The organism is Pseudomonadota bacterium (assembly GCA_011049115.1).
Lineage (GTDB): Bacteria > Desulfobacterota > Anaeroferrophillalia > Anaeroferrophillales > Tharpellaceae > DSCM01.
This window is the reverse complement of sequence record DSCM01000131.1, coordinates 19092-35840: the sequence shown is the minus strand read 5'-3', so window position 1 is coordinate 35840 and position 16749 is coordinate 19092. Positions and strand designations below refer to the sequence as shown.

The window sequence follows — 16749 nt, the reverse complement described above, 5'->3', positions numbered from 1 at the left end:
TGCTCTGACAGCAAGGCAGTTTTACAGGGTAGCTGCGCCCTAAATTTGAGAAAGAGCACCTAAAACGGTCTGGTAGAGTAAATTTTGAGCGCCGAGGCACTTAAAATTGAAAAATCAAATACAGAAAAGGTCGCTGTGGGTGGTCAATTTTCCGTAATCACTAGCTCTTTAACTGATCAATTTTAGAGTATCACAACCAGATAATCCCAGCCGTTGTAGGATTCCTTGAAATTGGCGTTATCGATACTGCCGGTCTGATACATAAAATCCCAGTTGCAAAAGAATGAGCCGACGTTCGCCTGGCCGTCACATCCCAGGGTAAAAAGATCAAGCTCATAATTATTGTTAAACTTCTTGAGCTGATAATTCTGGGAAGTGATGGTCGCATAAGTGGCGGGGTCACTCCGATCGGAATCTCCTTTAAAATAAACCCCGAACAGCCCGACTCCGGCCTGCGGCGCCGGCTTAAAGTTTACCCGACCGTAGCAGGCATCGAGATCCTGAACCTCGGAATCAGGATCTTTGACTTCATCCCGATATGGCCGCAGCCAGGCGAACTGCAGATCGCAGGAGCCGGCGGAAAAATCAGAGCTAACCCCCATGATGGTTTCAGACCAGAAAAACGGATTGACGTTAAAAGGCTGCAGACCCAGGCGCAGCCGGCTTTACCGGAGACCCAGGGCAATTGAAAATCGGTGTACAGCCAACGGGTTTCGGTATTAACCGCGTCCCCGGAATAAGAACCCCCAAGACTGGCGCCCGGTCCGCCGGGCTTGCCGAACTCCAACCCTCCGACTTCAAAAGCCCAGACCCCCTTGACCCGACCGTCGTTGCTGGCGGCATCAACCCAAAAACGATAGCGCACCTCCCCCCAGCTTTCCGGAGAATTGCCGTCCTTCAGAACTCCCTTTTCGCCATCGAGCCAGTCATTATGATTGGTGTAGATGGTAAACCGGTTGTCAAAATCTCCCTTGACTCTGATTTCCGCGCCCCCGGCCACGTTCAGCAGCAGACAAAAAACCAACAGCGAAAGCCAGAATTTGTTTCTCATTGATTTACCCTCTCAAGACAGGCGGCCCCGCAACCAGGCAAATGCCGAGCAGATACCACCATTAATGATAAAATCACCATATCAAGATGACTGAATTCCTTACAAGTTCAGAAGGTTATAAGCCATATAACATGAATTTCGCAAAACGAAAAACCTTTCACTGGACTTTTCACAAAACTGACGCCCACCCAGGAAGCCACCGTTTACCGGCCTTCTCCAACCCAGGTATTCCAACCATTAACAGAAAAATCCCTACCGACAAAATCCGGTTGCGGATTGCGAAACTAGAATATCCACCCGGAAACCGAGACGGACAGGCGGTAAAGGGAAATCTTGTTGAGGGTTTTCGAGGGTTTCAGCGAAATCTTTTGCGGATTTTTGCCGGGGCGAAGGGCTCGCCCCGGCGGAAAAACTTTATTTGTGACTTAACGCGGTGCACAGCACATAGGCGGCCTGCAGAGCTTCAGTCGGACACAGGGGAAAACATTCTTTACAGTTCCAGCATTCACGGGCCGCGATTTCGGGTACGAAGCAGATTTCCTTGCGCGTGCCGCGATCAACAAAGCCAACCGCGTGTTTCTGTTTAACCTCGGCGCAATAACGCACACATAGGCCGCAGTGAATGCAAAAGGAAGCCTCTTTCGCAAAACGGTTGCGATCCGCCCCATACTCCCGCTCGAGTTCTTCCAGGACAAAGGAATCCGGAGCATGAGCGAGATAAAGCTCAACAATCATTTTGCGGATACGATCCACCTTCTCGGTCCGGGTCCGAACCATCAGACCCGGTTCCACCGGATAAACGCAAGCCGCCACCAGCTTTTTCCAGCCCTTGATTTCAATCTCCACCGTACACAGACGGCAGCTGCCGAAAGGTTCGAGTTTCTCATGGTAGCAAAGCGTCGGAATCCTGATTCCGGCCGCCAGAGCCGCTTCCAGAACCGTCATTCCTTCCCGGGCTTTAACTTCCCGGCCATCAATTTCTAAAATGATTTCACGCATCACTCTTGGCCTTTCTGGTTATGGATCTCTCAGCTTCCGGCAACGGCGCGGGCACCGGCACCCCGGAAATTCTGGTAACCGCGGCAAAACGCGAGGGACAGACTTCAAGACAGGTCCCGCACTTGGTGCACTTATCCTGATCAATGACATGAATCTGATTCTTCCCGCCGCTGATGGCCTCGGCCGGGCATTTTCGCCGGCAACTGCCGCAGGCCTGACATTTCTCCGGGTCGATATAAAAGGCGATCAGGGCCTTGCAGGAGAGGGCCGGACAGCGTTTTTCCGCTATATGGGCCTCGTATTCATCGCGGAAATAACGCAAGGTGCTGAGAAAGGGATTGGGCGCACTCTGGCCGAGAGCACAGAGCGCGGCTTCCTTGGCGGTCTCGGAAAGCTCCTGCAACAACTCAAGATCGCCCTCCTTACCTTTGCCCTGCGTGATATTGGTCAGAATCTTCACCATCTGGCGCAGCCCTTCCCGGCAGGGAACACATTTGCCGCAGGACTCATCGGTTAAAAATTCAATGAAATAACGAGCGACATCGACCATGCAGGTGTCTTCATCCATGACGATCATGCCGCCGGACCCCATCATCGAACCAACCTTGGCCAACTCATCGAAACCAACCTCAAGATCGAGCAGACTTTCCGGAATACAGCCCCCCGAAGGGCCGCCGGTCTGCACCGCCTTAAACCGCTTATTTCCGGGAATCCCGCCACCAATTTTAAAAATGATATCCCGCAGGGTCATCCCCATCGGCACCTCGACCAGACCGGTATTGGTGATCTTACCGACCAGGGAAAAGATCTTGGTACCCTTGCTGCTTTCGGTGCCGTATTGCCGGAACCAGTCCGCCCCGCGATTGATAATCAGCGGCACGTTGGCCCAGGTTTCGACGTTATTGAGTACGCTGGGACGATTCCACAGTCCTTTGATATTGGAGCGGATATACTTAGGCCGGGGTTCTCCGACCCGTCCTTCGAGCGCGGTCATCAGCGCGGTTGACTCACCACAGACAAAAGCCCCGGCCCCCTGATGCACTATGACTTTGAAACTGAAATCCGAACCCAGGATGTTCTCCCCGAGAAAACCGTAGGCCTCTGCCTTCTCGATGGCGAGCAGGACATTGGCGACCGCCAGGGGATATTCCTGCCGAACATAGATATAACCTTCACGCGCCCCGACGGCATAGGCGCCCAGCGCCAGACCTTCGAGAATACAATGGGGATTGCCTTCAAGCAGACTGCGGTCCATGTAGGCCCCGGGATCACCCTCATCCGCGTTGACAATCACATACTTAATCGGTTCAGGAGCATCACGGGAACCTTCCCATTTACGCCCGGCGGGGAAACCGCCGCCGCCCCGACCTCGCAGGCTAGACTTCTTGATCTCTTCAAGCACATCACTGCCGCTCATCGTGGACAAAGCCTTGGCCAGGGCGGCATAACCGCCGACCGCCAAATAGTCATCGATGCTTTTGGGATCAAGCTTGACGTTGTCTCCGAAAACCAGGCGCTGCTGATGCTTGTAGAAAGGGATTTCCTCCTCATGAATTATTTTTTCCCCGGTTCCAGGCTCGGTGTAAAGCAGCCGTTCCACAATCTGTTTGTCCCTGAGGGTCTTGGAAACCACTTCCGGAACATCCTCGGGTTTGATCCGAAAATAGCAGATCCCTTCCGGGTTACAGATAATAATCGGCCCCCGTTCACAATAACCGTGGCAGCCGGTGCGACGCAACTCGACCCTCTCGTTCAACCCCAGAGCCTCAATTTCGTGCTTGAGAGCGACCGCGACCTCGGCGCTGCCTGAAGCCAGACAGGCGGAACCGGAACAAAGCGTGATTGAGGTTTTCGCGGAATCCCTGGCTGCCAGGATTCTCGCCCGAAAAGTTTCCAGTTCCAGCGGTGAATTAATTTGTGACATAATTTTACCTAGTTATAATGCTTTAAGACGTCGGCCGTCTCGGCGGTCGTCATCTTGCCGTGGGTTTTACCGTCAATTTCCAAAACCGGCCCCAGCGCACAGCAACCCAGACAATTAACCGTCTCCAGACTGTATTTCAGGTCTAGATCGGTTTCCCCCGGCCTGATTCCGGTGAGTTCCTGCAGGGTATCAAGAATACGCGCCGCGCCACGCACGTGACAGGCGGTACCCATACAGACATTGACGCGGTGACGACCCTTGGGAACCAGGCTGAAGGCCTTGTAGAAAGTGGCGATATGCTGAATCCTGGTCAACGGCACCGCGAGCTTTTCCGCAACCCGCGCCAACACCCTCTGCGGCAACCAGTGATGTTCGCTCTGAATCTCCAGCAAAACCTGAATCAGGGAGCTCGCTTGTCCATGATGCCTGGCAATGATCTGATCTATTCTTTCGTTATCCATAAATATCATCCTGAACTCAATGGGCTTACGCTTTAAGCACGCAGGTAGCAGTTTCCACCTTCATCATACCTGATCAGACCCTGCCGCGAGGACTCCCCGATATAACGAGACACCGCCGAAGGGCTGAGACCAAGCAGACTTGAGATTTCACCGGTGGAAAGCGGTTGTTCATTGAGCAGCAACATCATCTCGCTGACTGAAAGTTTATCGGCAATCAGCTCGCTGAACAAGATGTCGGTCTGAGGATCGGTAAAGAAATCATGGTACGCAGCTTCAGATTTGACCGGTACCCGCAGACGTTCACGCTCAACCAGTTTGATGTAGGGCACCAGCTTACGCACCGCTTCCAGTTTCAAGCCCAGAGCCTTGTCGTCAAGCCCCTCGCTTTTACCCAAAGGACCAAGTCCTTTGATCTGCCGGGAAAAATCGTCGCAAGTTTCCGCCAGCAGCCCCCCGTCGGCCCCGGACATAAACTCAATCCGCAGACGTTCCGGGTTAAGCCCGATATGACGCATGATCTTTCCGGCAATCCGGACCGTACTGTAGGCATCATAATTGCCATGTGTGGTATAGTTGCATTCGTCGAGCTTGCAGCCGCCGACAAAAACCCCGTCCTGACCATTGGCAAAAGCCTTGAAAATAAACTCAAGATCCACACGTCCGGAACACATCAGCCGGATAAACTTGATATCACTTGTATATTGTTGTCTGGAAACTCCAGCCAGGTCAGCTGCCCCGTAGGCTCACCAGTGACAGACAAAACCCAGAATCTTCGGTTTGAACTCCAGTCCTGCACTCATTAACAACCTCCCTAAGCTAAAAAGCCTTTAGATGGCGGCGGCGATCTGCTGCATGATCTCATCGCGACTGATCGCCGCATCAATCTGACTGATAATCTCCTGATCGGTGAAATGCTTTAAAACAATCGCATGGGTCGGACACTTGGCGTTACAGAGGCCATCCCCTTTACAGAGTACCGGATTGACCCGGGCCTTGCGTCCTTTTAAGGTTTCCACAAAAGTGATCGCGTCATAAGTACAAGCCGTGATACAGGCGCCACAGGAAACACAGTCATCTTCCCGCACCTCGCAAACCGAACCAGAAGCCGTAACCGTGTCGTTGGCCAGCAGGGTCAGGACACGACCGGCCGCCCCGTAGGCCTGGTTGATGGTTTCCTGAAAATGCTTGGGATAATGCGCCGTCCCGCAGAGATAAACCCCGTCGGCGGCAAATTCGACCGGTTTCAGTTTGACATGAGCTTCCTTGAAAAAATTATCGGGACTCAAGGTTACCTTGAAAAGACCGGCAATTTCCTTGGTATCGGCAGCCGGTAGCACCGCCGCCGCCAGCGAAACAACATCAACATCAAGTTCGAGACATTTGCCCAGTACCGGGTCTGGTACCGTCACTCGCAAACGCGAAGCGCCGCCCTCCGACACCGCTTCGACCAGCGGCTCGCCCCCGGGCTCATAGCGAATGAACATCACCCCCCGCTCCGCTGCCTCGCGGTAAAAATCTTCACGTAAACCATAGCTTCGCATATCCCGGAAAATAATGTAAATCGCCATTTCCGGGTTAAGTTCCTTGAGGTGCAGGGCATTTTTCAAAGCGTGACTGCAGCAGACCCGGCTGCAGTAATTACGCTCCTCATTACGGCAACCGACACATTGAATCAGGACCAGGCTCGCAGCCTGAGTAACCCGCTCATCACCCCGGGCAATCGCCTCGCCCAGCTCCAAATGGGTAAACACCTGATCGTTTTCGCCGTACAGATATTCCTGCGGCTGGTATTCCTGAGCCCCGATCGCCAAGACCGAAGCCCCATGTTCGACCGCCTTGACCCGACCTTCACTTTTTATCGTGGTAATAAAATTGCCGACATAGCCGGTCACGCTGAGGATTCTGGCTTCGTGAGAAATCTGAATCAGCGGATTTTGGTAAACTCGACGAATCAGATCCCGCAGATGGCTCTGCACATCCAGACCTTCCAGGGTCCGGGCCAGGCGGCGCGCCACTCCACCAAGCTCCTTTTCCTTTTCCACCAGATAAACCGGATGCCCCTGCGCGGCAATCGACAGGGCGCAGGTCATTCCCGCCAGCCCTCCGCCGACCACCAGCGCGGCCTTGTTGACCGCCAGATCGAATTCCTGCAGGGGTTCCAAATGCCGAGTCCGAGCCACCGACATGCGCACGATATCCCGGGCCTTGGCGGTGGCTTCATCCTTTTGTTTGGCATGCACCCAGGAACAGTGTTCACGAATATTGGCCATGTCGCAATAGTACTGGTTGAGTCCGGCTTCCCGTAAGGTGTCGCGGAACAATGGTTCCAGGGTCCGGGGCGAACAGGCGGCGATCACCACTCGGTTAAGCCCCTTTTCCCGGGCCAAATCGGTAATCTCCCTGGCCGAGTTGGTGGCGCAGGAAAAAAGCTGTTGCTTGGCGTAAACGACACCGGGCAGGGTCAGGGCATAGGCGACGGTTTCGGGAACATTGACGACACTGGAGATATTGGCGCCGCAATGGCAGACAAACACACCGATACGCGGTTCTTCGCCGGAGACATCGCGCTCTTCCGGATAAACCCGCTCCCGCGTCAGCTTGCCGCGCCGGTAATCCAGCAACTCTCCGCACTGGGACCCGGCTCCGCTGGCCGTAAAAACCGACTCGGGAATATCCGTGGGGCCCTGAAAAGCGCCGCTGACAAAGATTCCGGGACGGTTGGTGGCCACGGGATTGACCCCGCTGGAGGGGCTGAAACCATGGTGATTGAGTTCAATCTGAAATTTGGCGGCCAACTCTTTTACCTGCGCCGGTGGGTTCAGACCAACCGCCAGAACCACCATGTCGAACGCCTCCTCCTTAACCCCATCGGCAAAGGTGGAATATCGAATCACGACATTCTTACTCTCCGGCAGCTCCCGGTCAAGCGAAACATAGCTGCGAATGAAACGGGTGCCGGGCAGGTTTTCGGCCCGCTGGAAATAGCGTTCAAAATCCTTGCCGAAGGCGCGGATATCATTATGAAAAACCGTACACTCGACAGTGGCGTCATGATCCTTGGTCAGAATAACCTGTTTCTGGGTATAGGTACAGCAGACTCCGGAACAGTAACTGTTTTCACCCGGAGTCATCCGCCGCGAACCAACGCACTGAATCCAGGCGATTTTTTTCGGGTGTTTTTTATCGGAATGCCTGAGCACCTGCCCTTCGTAAGGACCGGTCGAGGAAAGCAAGCGTTCATAGTCCATACTCGTGACCACGTTCGCGAAACGACCGTAGCCATACTCATCATTGACCCGGGGATCAAAGGGCTCGATGCCGACCGCCAGAATAATCGCCCCGACATTGATTTCGGTTTTTTTCGGCCGCTGCCGGAAATCTATCGCATCCGCCTGACAAACCCCGCGGCAGATATCGCATTTTTTCTCTTTCAGGTACAGACAGCTTTCATCGATATAGGCAACCAGGGGAATCGCCTGGGAAAAATAAACATGGACCGCTTTGTTTTGGGAAATGCCCTGATTGAATTTATCCGGATAACTGACCGGACAGTATTCGACGCAGGTACCGCAACCGGTACATTTGTCTTCGGTGATATAGCGGGGCCTGGTTTTCAGGACGACCTTGAAATCGCCGGCGTCACCCTCAACCCCGTCAACCTCGGTAAATGTCAGAACCTCGATGTTTGGATGCCGGCCGACCTCGACCAGTTTAGGTGAGAGTATTCACATCGAGCAATCGTTAGTGGGAAAGGTCTTGTCCAGCTGAGACATATGGCCGCCGATACTCGGCCCTTTCTCAACTAGATAGACCTTGAATCCGGCCTTGGCCAGATCAAGCGAGGCCTGAATACCGCTGACTCCGCCGCCGACGATCAACACGTCCCCAAAACTGTTCAGTCTCGGGAAATCGCCATACAGCTGCAAAACTTCGGTTGGCAATACTTCGTTTTTCACACTCAATCTCCTTGGCATGAGAACTAAATCACGTCGCTGATTATTTCGGCAAGATCCTTGATCTCAAGCTGATTGTCGGGATCCAGGCTCAAGCGGCTCTCCTCGAAATTGGTAATACAATAGGGACAGGCGGTCGCCAGCACCTCGGCGCCGACCGTCTGAGCCTGTTTGACCCGAAGATCGGAGAATCTTTCCGCCTTGGCGGTTTCCATCCAGATCCGGCCGCCGCCGCCGCCGCAGCACAGGCTGTCGGCGCGATTATCGGCCATTTCCACCAGCTCAAGGCCGGCTACCCGACCCAGCAGGGTGCGAGGCTCCTCATAGATATTATTATGCCGGCCCAGATAGCAGGGATCATGATAGGTGACCTTGCGAGCATAGACACCACCGACCGTCAGCCGGCCCGCAAGGATCAATTCTTCGAGATATTGGGCCAGATGCACAATCTCGAAATGAACCATGAATTCGGGATACTCGTTCTTCAGGGTATGGTAGCAATGCGGCGATGACACCAGGATGCGTTTGACCCCGCTGTCGATGAAGGTTTTGATATTATCCGTGGCCAGGCGGCGAAAAACCTCTTCATCACCGGTTTTGCGGATACTCTCCCCACAACAACTTTCTCGGGCTCCGAGAATGCCGAAGTCAACTCCAGCCTTATCGAGAATCCTGGCGGTGGCCACCGCCACCTTTTTAAGCCGTGCGTCATAGCTCAGATAACAGCCGACAAAGTAAAGGATTTCCATCCCCGCGGCAAAGGGCTTGACCGGCAGTCCCCTGGCCCAGTCGCCCCGTTTCTGACGATCCTCGTTCAGGGGATTGCCGTCCCCGGCCAGGCTGCCGCTCATTGTCCGCACGGGCTTTACCGAAGCAGGAAAGACCTGATACTGCGTCGCAAGCCGCCGTAGCGACACTCCGAGTTCAATCTGCCTGACCTGGCGGGGGCACTGCAGCATGCAGCGCCCGCAGGTCGTACAGCGCCAGAAGCTGTCGCCTTCGATATCGGTCAGGCCGAAAGCGGCCTCCCGAATAACCTTGCGCATGCTGAAGGTTATGACCCGGTTCCAGGGACAGACGGCGTCACATTTGCCGCACTGGTAACAGAGCTTAAAGGTCTCGCCGCCGGCTTCTTTTATTTCATCTACGATTTCACTGAATGGGGCTACAGTTTCCACTGTTTAAAAATCCTCAATTCTCTAACGCGGACGTTACCCGCATCAAGCGTTCCCGTCAGAGTTTTTCCCGAGTTTTCCAAACCGGAAAACAACCCGCACAGCACCCTAATGCGAGAGCGTATCCCGCAATCCAAGCGGGCTTTATCGGCCCGCACCTGACGGCCCTTTCACTGGTCGCAAACCAGCACTCTTATCGATTCTTTCTCTTGTTTTTTCTGACTGAACATAAACTGATCAGGTCCTAATCTTTGCAAGAGAGACGGGCCAGGGCTTCCCGTAACTTTTCCAGACCGAATTTATCGGCCAAGGCTTCCAGGCCGACTTCCAGATCCGCCGGGCGGTCCTGATCCTCGACCAGCTCTTCACGCTCTTCGTAGACCAGGGCGTCAGCCAAACACCATCTGACACACAGCGGCCCTCCCTCCTCGCCTTCACACATGTCGCATTTGAGCGGCAGGCCTGAATTCGGTTCCTTAAATTCCTCGCGCGAGGGACAAGAAGCCCGGCAGAAGGAACATTCATCATATTCCTTACCGTCAATTATGTACTTGTCGCGACCGGCGCATTCGGCCACCGTGTACTCCCCGGCCAGAACCGGGACATAGATATCTCTTAAGGGATCGCGGATAATCCGAATCCGGGAACGGGCCGGATTATTGCTACTGTATTTCGGAGAAGCATGCGCGGCGGAACAGATCACCTCGCAGGCCCGGCAGCCGTTGCATTTATCAACATCAATGCTGATGGTCTTGACGATTTTTGTTTTCTGGGCGGCGGTCACGGTAGTCATTCCCCCTGCTCCTTTGCGGTTGCGGTCGAATCCGCTTCACTCTCGGTCAAAATTCCCCGCGCGATAAAATCCTCGCCGACGTAGTCCAAGGAAAGCTCGGCCAGGCTCTCTTTCGTGGGAATGCCGTCATTATTCCAGCCCTTCAGTTTGTAGTACTCATCCAACAGCTGGGCTTCAAGTTCTGGAAATCTTTTCTTCCAATGGTTCTCCGGCGGTTTTTCATCACTGCGACGCATACCCCGCCGAATATTAATGGCCCGGACCAGGGTGCGATAGCGCTTGGCGGCCAGGGTCAGTTTGTCCTTGTCCATGGCAATGCCGGCGCCGGACTCAATAAACTTGGGATAATTGTGAATATGATAGGGCGGTTTGAGCGGAAACGATGACAACCCGGCACACACGCCGAGAGCATCGTCGATGTAATGCATCCGCTCCTGCCAGTCGACGATATCGCAGCACATCGGCACCGTCGGGTAAAAAGGCATGGAGTTTTCTCCGCGGGGCTCCCAATCGAGCAGGTATTGTTTGAAACGATCATCGGGAACCTGAATCCAGTCGGCGACGAACGCTTCCCGCTCCTCACGGGTCATAAAGGGTGTCTGGGGAAACTGTCCTTCAATCTGGGTGATATTCATTTTCTCGCCGGTCGCGTACATGAGAAAATAGATGGGATTGAGCATCGACAATTTCAAAGGCAGCTGTTCGGTTTTCTTGATATTATTGTGCGCATAGGCCTCGGCCCCCTTGCCGATTCTCTGCGCCGCCCAGTAAGTGCCGTCGGCCAGGAGATCTCCGATCCCTTCACGTCTGACTATCTTATCAAGCAGCCAGTAAAAGCGCCCTTCGTTATCGGCCGGCATACCTGGAAAATCACTCTCCGAGAGAATCCCGTTTTCAAGCAGTTCCAAGGCAAAGGCCATGACCTGCGGAGTGGAGAAACCATCGAGACCGTACTCGGTTGCCCGCTGGGCGATACGCAGACCGAATTCAAGATCGGAAAAAGCCGCCATGGTATAGGTCAGTTTGGAAAAACATTTCATCATGTAGGTCGGCAGCCCCGGCAGGGAAATCGTGGCCCCGCATTTCATCGGACAGTTATAGCAGCTGATCAGCCGGGTCCGGGAACTTTCCAGGGTTTCGGTCCAGGTCTCGGCAATTTCATCGTTCCAGAAATCCTTGCGCCGGATCCGCGAATTACCCCACATAAAGTTCTCGGTATGCCACTTCTCGTCGTGAACCTTCATTTCCTGGGGCGAACCGAGCCCGGCAAGAATCGGCATGACCCCGGGAATCGGATTACCTTCGCGATGTTTAATATATTCCAGAACCTCGTTGCAGAGACCAAGAAATTTTTCGGGTTCGGCAATATTGATATCTTTGGTGCCCCGCACGACAATCGCCTTGACCCCTTTAGCACCCATCACCGCACCGATACCGCCGCGACTGGCGCTGGAACGACCCTGCTCAATCGAGGCGTAATAAACCCGGTTCTCGCCGGCCAGGCCGATGGCCGCGACCTGGGCTTTCGGCTCGCCCAGTTCCTTTTTGATCATCTCCGCGGTTTCAATCGCGCCTTTGCCCCGCAGATGGGAGGCGTCACGGATTTCGACCTTGTCGTTCTTAATCCACAGGTAAACCAGGCCGGGCGCCTTGCCCCGCAAAACCACCTTGTCATAGCCGGCGTATTTGAGCTCCGGGGCCCAGAAACCACCCATCATGGAAAAAGCCATCAGTCTGGTCTGGGGGGAAATGGTGCTGACAATGGTCCGGTTGCAACCGGTGGCCGGCGTGCCGCACAATAGTCCGGCACTGAAAATCAACAGGTTCTCCGGGTCAAAGGCCTCGACTTCAGGGGGCACCCGGTCCCAGAGCAGTTTCGCATTGGTTCCCAGACCGCCGAGATACAGCTCGGTTTCCTTTGGATCGGTCGCGACCTTTTCAATATTGCCCCGGGTCAGATCAATTTCTAAATTAAATCCAGTCTCTGCGTACCTCATTCTCTACCTCTTAAGTTTCAAGCAGCAAAATGACCGTCCCCGCTCTCCAGTTCTGTCTGGCGGCGCGACCCTCATCATAATATTATTAAAACCGTAACAGGTTTCTTACCCCGTGCGGCTCATTTCAAAATTTATGCCAGGCTCGGAAAATGCTCTCCGCGGCTACGACACGGTTAAGAAACAGCGCCTGCGGCCGGAAAGCCGGCAAGTTACTCCATCTCCATCAACTCGAGTAGAGGCCCCATCAAAGCCGCGGCCATCTGATTTTTTTAACCGGTCAATGATAGAAAATCACCGTTTCTTCCGCCCGTCGCACCACGCCAAAAGATGTGAATATTTTCTTTAAATCATTTACAAAGCCCCATCGACTTGATATATTGGCTGTATATAATGAATCTGACGATTCCTTCAGGACCAAGTTTGCAAACCCTTACATGAGGCAGGTATGAAACCGAAAACCAATGCAGGATATTCAGCCCTTCCACTGCTGTTTCTGATTCTTAGCTGGGTCTTCGCCCTGCCCGGCCACGGGTTCGGCGCCGATCCCCCTGCAGAAAACACCGGCCGCAGCGTTCGTTATGTCGGTTCAGAAAGCTGCGTCGGCTGTCACCTCGAAGAATATGACAGTTTTACCAAAAAATCCAAGAAAGCCCATTCCTATCAAAAGCTCATTCCCCTCAAGGATAAACTGACCGCCGCCGAATTCGCCGAATGCTGCGCCTGACACACGACCGGCTCCGGCAAGCCCGGCGGCTTTGTTTCTTTTGAGAAAACCCCGCAAATGAGCAATCTCGGCTGCGAAAGCTGCCATGGTCCCGGCGGCGCGCACATTGAAAGCGAAGACAGCAGTGATATCATCGCCAAGATTGACGTTACCTCCTGTACGCACTGTCACAACAGTGAACGGGTGGAAGCTTTCAATTTCAAACCATTGCTCTATGGAGGGGCCCATTGATCTACAAACGGAAGAGCCTGCAATTTAAAATAACCGTCAGCCTGATCCTGCCTTTTACCTTGGTTATCGGCCTGCTGGTCACCATCAATTCCCTGGACCAGAGAAAGTCACTGATGCACGAAGCCGGGTAATCCGCCGCCCGCCTGTCGAAGGCGATCTACAACGGCATCAAGGGCACGATGGCGGTCAATGACAGCCGGACCATCAACCATCTCATCGAGACCATTGACGAGGAAATGCCCGAGGTCGAAATCTTCATTTTCGATTTCCGCAAGGAGATCAGCTATACCACCGACAAAGCCCGGCTCGACTCATCCCTGACCAAGATCGTTCATAACCCTGATTTCGCGGCGGCCATTGACCTTGGCCTGCAGAATGGCCGAAGCAACGACGCAACCTTCCTGGAATGGATCGATGACACCCCCCGCATCGGCACCATCCTGCCGATCGTCAATGAGCCCGCATGCTTTCATTGTCACGGCCGCAGCCATTCGGTTCTCGGCGGCATCGTGGTCCGCCAGAACGTGCAGGCTGCCTACGCCACCAGCACCGCCCTGCTGCGAAAAAGCATCCTTATCGGAACCGGCTGCGCCCTGATCTCGGTTTTTCTGGTCTACCTGCTGATTACCTGCCAGGTGATCAAACCGATCCGGCAGCTGACCGAAAGCCTGACAGAAGGAGCCAGCCAAGTGGCCGGGGCCGCCGGAGAGGTTTCTTCCACCAGTCAGGTGCTGGCCGAAGGCTCCTCACGCCAGGCCGAAGACCTGCAGAACACCCGTGGGGCCTTTACCGGGGTCTCGGAAAAATCCCGCGAGAACACCGAACATGCCCTCAATGCCAACCAGCTGGTTGAGACCACCCTGCAGATGATCGCCGGGGTGCGTGAGTCAATGGCGGAACTGGGTAATTCCATGACCCAGATCAAAAACGCCAGTCTGGACACGCAGAAAATCATTAAAACCATTGATGAAATTGCCTTTCAGACCAACCTGCTGGCCTTGAACGCCGCGGTCGAAGCGGCCCGGGCCGGAGAAGCGGGAGCCGGATTTGCCGTGGTCGCCGATGAGGTCCGCAAGCTCGCCGGCCACTCCGCCAATGCCGCTCGCGAAACCTCGCAGCTACTTGAAGAGACCATGGAAAAGGTAAATCACGGCGACACCGTGACCCACCGCACGAATGAAGGTTTCAAGGAGGTTGACGCAAACTCGGTCAAAACCGGGGAGCTGATCAAGGAGATCAGCCGGAACTCGGCCGATCAGAACCAGGCGATCGCAAATATCGGCGGATCCCTGGACGAAATCGACCAGGTAACCCAGCAGAACGCGGCCAGCTCCGAAGAATCGGCGGCGGCGGCGGAAGAGCTCAACGCCCAGGCTGAAGAGATGAAATACCTGGTCTCGCGTTTTCAGGCAATTATCAACGGCGACTGACGGTTACGATAATTTTTCGGAATGCCGGACTTGACTAAAAAAAGTCCGCCCGAGTTTTCGGGCGGACTTTTTTTAATCGTTCTGGCCCATCTTAACGCAAGAGGAAGGCTACCAGGTGCCGAAGGCAATTCCCTGAGGATTGAGGGTTAAGGCCTGAATCTGATCGACGCTGTCATCCGCCGGATTGATAATGGTCAGCGTCCCTCCGGCATTGGAATTTGAACAGACCCACAACAGACCCTGAGCGTCAACCCCGAGATCCATGATATTGGTGCCGCCGGGAAAGGCCGCCAGCGGAGCCGCGTCAACCGCCCCGCTGGACGGATTAAAACCATAAAGGGCCGTATTCCCCCAGGAAACATAGGAAACGAAATAGCCCCGGGTCGCGGACACCACGGCAACGTTTCTGATATTGCCGTAGGGATGATTCGCGTCGTCGCCATCATCGACAACCATTTCGACTTGATAGGTCGCAGGATCAACCGCGACAATGCCGCCGCTGTATTCGGCCGGAGTCCCCGACCAGGAGCTGGCGTAACGGCCGACCCCCTGAACAAAAATTTTACCGGCCGCCGCGTTATAAACAATTTTCAGCGGATTTTTAATAGGCAGGGGGATACCGTGCAAACCTTCCGGACCGCCGCTCTGAGTATCAATCTCGGTATCCGTGGCGGTGTCAATAACCACCAGATACGGGGTATTGGTCGGCACAAAACCATTATCGGCATCCAGCCTTCCCAAAATCAAAAACAACTTGTCGCCGACGACCACGCCTTTGCTCATTTCCGGCAGGCCATCGCTGTCAGCGTAAGCCCCCAGATCGATCTCACCGATCTTGAATTCCGCTTCTTCTGTCGCCTGCGGATCAACCACCCACATTTTCGTGGAACCGTAACGCGGAATATAGGCCTTGGCCGAAGCCGAAGCCGTCGCCGGCACAAAGATCATAGACTGAGGATTACTGCTGCCGGCTTCATTCGGATCGAGGGTTGAATACTGCCAGAGCGGGGTCGCGGGGTCGGCCGCGGCGAATTTCGTCACATTATCGCCGTTAAAACACTCAATCCGATAGAAATAGGCCCCATCGGCCGCCATTCTGATATCGGAGATGGTCGGCAGCAGGTTTTGCTGAAAAGCACGCGGCTTCGCCACCTCAATCAGAGCATGGGCGCCGCTGCCGTAATCCGGAGCCGCGCAGGAAACCACGGCATACTGCGCCCGCGAAGGGGTAAAATTATCAACGTCGAGACTTGAATCGAACGCCGGCAGGCCGGCGTAAAAGCTGCCGCCGTTTTTCAAATCATCATAGGTGGAAAATGCCACAATACCGCTTTGGTCGGCGCTCAGTTGCAGGGAACCGCCGGTCATGCCGGCCAGCCCCCAGGTTCCGATAACCTCACCCAGATCAAAAACGGCACTGCCGCCGGCAGCCAGGCCGACAGAGTGACTGTGCCCGGCATCAATCCCGGCCTGGTCACGATAAGTCAGGGTTGCCGTCAACGGCTGATTACCGGGATTCGAGAGCATGAGCCGCATGCCCCACATATCATCCTGAGCCACGTGGGGAATATCGAGACGATTTTTCGGAATCTGAGTTCCCGGCACATCGTACATCACGGTCATCGCCTCGGCAAAAAGAAAACAAAGCCCGGTCAGAGGCTGATTCGAGACCACCTGAAAAGAACCGGTAATTTCATCAAGATCGCCGCCGATCACCGCCGCCTTCTGACCATAGGCGGGCAGCGCCCAGCTCTCCACCGCCCGCGTGACGCCGTACTGATCATTAATGACGATCTCAACCTCGGCTGCGGCCGCGGCCGTATTGGTCAGAGCCAGGCCCACCAGCTCACCCCGGCTGTCGGAAGCCGCAAAACGGGGATAGTAGTAGGCATAATCGGCCCAAGACGGGCCCGCCCCAGCCAGCAGCACTAAAACCAGCAGAGCCACTCCCGCCAACCGTCTCCGGCATGATTTTTTCATGATTTCAGTTCGCGCCATCGTAGTTCTCCTC

The 16749-nt window shown here is 54.6% G+C and carries 15 protein-coding genes; 4 read left to right on the top strand and 11 right to left on the bottom strand.

Annotated features, from left to right (window positions below; translation table 11 throughout):
• Positions 1-182: 182 nt before the first annotated feature.
• Positions 183-602 carry a hypothetical protein gene (locus tag ENN66_11275; protein HDS17164.1) on the bottom strand — a complete coding sequence of 140 codons (420 nt, stop codon included), beginning with the start codon at positions 600-602 and terminating at the stop codon, positions 183-185.
• An 83-nt stretch (positions 603-685) separates the two neighbouring features.
• On the opposite strand from ENN66_11275, the gene ENN66_11270 reads away from it, so the two are divergent.
• Positions 686-1054, top strand: a complete 369-nt coding sequence (locus tag ENN66_11270) for a hypothetical protein (protein ID HDS17163.1) — start codon at positions 686-688, stop codon at positions 1052-1054.
• Positions 1055-1465: 411 nt separating this feature from the next.
• Here the strand turns inward: ENN66_11270 and ENN66_11265 are convergent, their stop codons facing one another.
• The 9 genes from ENN66_11265 to ENN66_11225 form a co-directional block, all read right to left on the bottom strand.
• Positions 1466-2050, bottom strand: a complete 585-nt coding sequence (locus tag ENN66_11265) for a 2Fe-2S iron-sulfur cluster binding domain-containing protein (protein HDS17162.1) — start codon at positions 2048-2050, stop codon at positions 1466-1468.
• Positions 2043-3974, bottom strand: a complete 1932-nt coding sequence (locus ENN66_11260; GenBank protein ID HDS17161.1) for a 4Fe-4S dicluster domain-containing protein — start codon at positions 3972-3974, stop codon at positions 2043-2045. The genes ENN66_11265 and ENN66_11260 overlap by 8 nt, the downstream gene beginning before the upstream one ends.
• An 8-nt stretch (positions 3975-3982) precedes the next feature.
• A complete protein-coding gene (locus tag ENN66_11255; GenBank protein ID HDS17160.1) occupies positions 3983-4435 on the bottom strand; it encodes an NAD(P)H-dependent oxidoreductase subunit E in 453 nt (150 codons plus the stop codon).
• A gap of 32 nt (positions 4436-4467) precedes the next feature.
• Positions 4468-5235 (bottom strand): hydrogenase iron-sulfur subunit, encoded by a 768-nt coding sequence (locus tag ENN66_11250; protein ID HDS17159.1) that lies wholly within the window; start codon positions 5233-5235, stop codon positions 4468-4470.
• 27 nt (positions 5236-5262) lie between these two features.
• Positions 5263-8109: a CoB--CoM heterodisulfide reductase iron-sulfur subunit A family protein gene (locus tag ENN66_11245; protein HDS17158.1), complete on the bottom strand. Its 2847-nt coding sequence runs from the start codon at positions 8107-8109 to the stop codon at positions 5263-5265.
• A 51-nt stretch (positions 8110-8160) separates the two neighbouring features.
• The gene (locus ENN66_11240; GenBank protein HDS17157.1) at positions 8161-8376 is read right to left on the bottom strand and encodes an FAD-dependent oxidoreductase; all 216 of its coding nucleotides are present in this window, start codon (positions 8374-8376) and stop codon (positions 8161-8163) included.
• Positions 8377-8414: 38 nt separating this feature from the next.
• Positions 8415-9566 (bottom strand): (Fe-S)-binding protein, encoded by a 1152-nt coding sequence (locus ENN66_11235; protein HDS17156.1) that lies wholly within the window; start codon positions 9564-9566, stop codon positions 8415-8417.
• A gap of 241 nt (positions 9567-9807) precedes the next feature.
• A complete protein-coding gene (locus ENN66_11230; protein HDS17155.1) occupies positions 9808-10356 on the bottom strand; it encodes a (4Fe-4S)-binding protein in 549 nt (182 codons plus the stop codon).
• Entirely contained in the window at positions 10353-12353 is a 2001-nt protein-coding gene (locus ENN66_11225; GenBank protein HDS17154.1) for an aldehyde dehydrogenase, read from the bottom strand. The genes ENN66_11230 and ENN66_11225 overlap by 4 nt, the downstream gene beginning before the upstream one ends.
• A gap of 445 nt (positions 12354-12798) precedes the next feature.
• On the opposite strand from ENN66_11225, the gene ENN66_11220 reads away from it, so the two are divergent.
• The 3 genes from ENN66_11220 to ENN66_11210 all read left to right on the top strand — a co-directional run bounded on the left by ENN66_11220 (position 12799) and on the right by ENN66_11210 (position 14738).
• Positions 12799-13077 carry a hypothetical protein gene (locus ENN66_11220; GenBank protein HDS17153.1) on the top strand — a complete coding sequence of 93 codons (279 nt, stop codon included), beginning with the start codon at positions 12799-12801 and terminating at the stop codon, positions 13075-13077.
• Between the two features lie 57 nt (positions 13078-13134).
• Positions 13135-13308, top strand: coding sequence for a hypothetical protein (locus tag ENN66_11215; GenBank protein ID HDS17152.1), 174 nt, complete (start codon positions 13135-13137; stop codon positions 13306-13308).
• Positions 13309-13487: 179 nt separating this feature from the next.
• Positions 13488-14738: a hypothetical protein gene (locus ENN66_11210; GenBank protein HDS17151.1), complete on the top strand. Its 1251-nt coding sequence runs from the start codon at positions 13488-13490 to the stop codon at positions 14736-14738.
• A gap of 108 nt (positions 14739-14846) precedes the next feature.
• Here the strand turns inward: ENN66_11210 and ENN66_11205 are convergent, their stop codons facing one another.
• Positions 14847-16736 (bottom strand): hypothetical protein, encoded by a 1890-nt coding sequence (locus ENN66_11205; GenBank protein HDS17150.1) that lies wholly within the window; start codon positions 16734-16736, stop codon positions 14847-14849.
• Between the last annotated feature and the right edge of the window lie 13 nt (positions 16737-16749).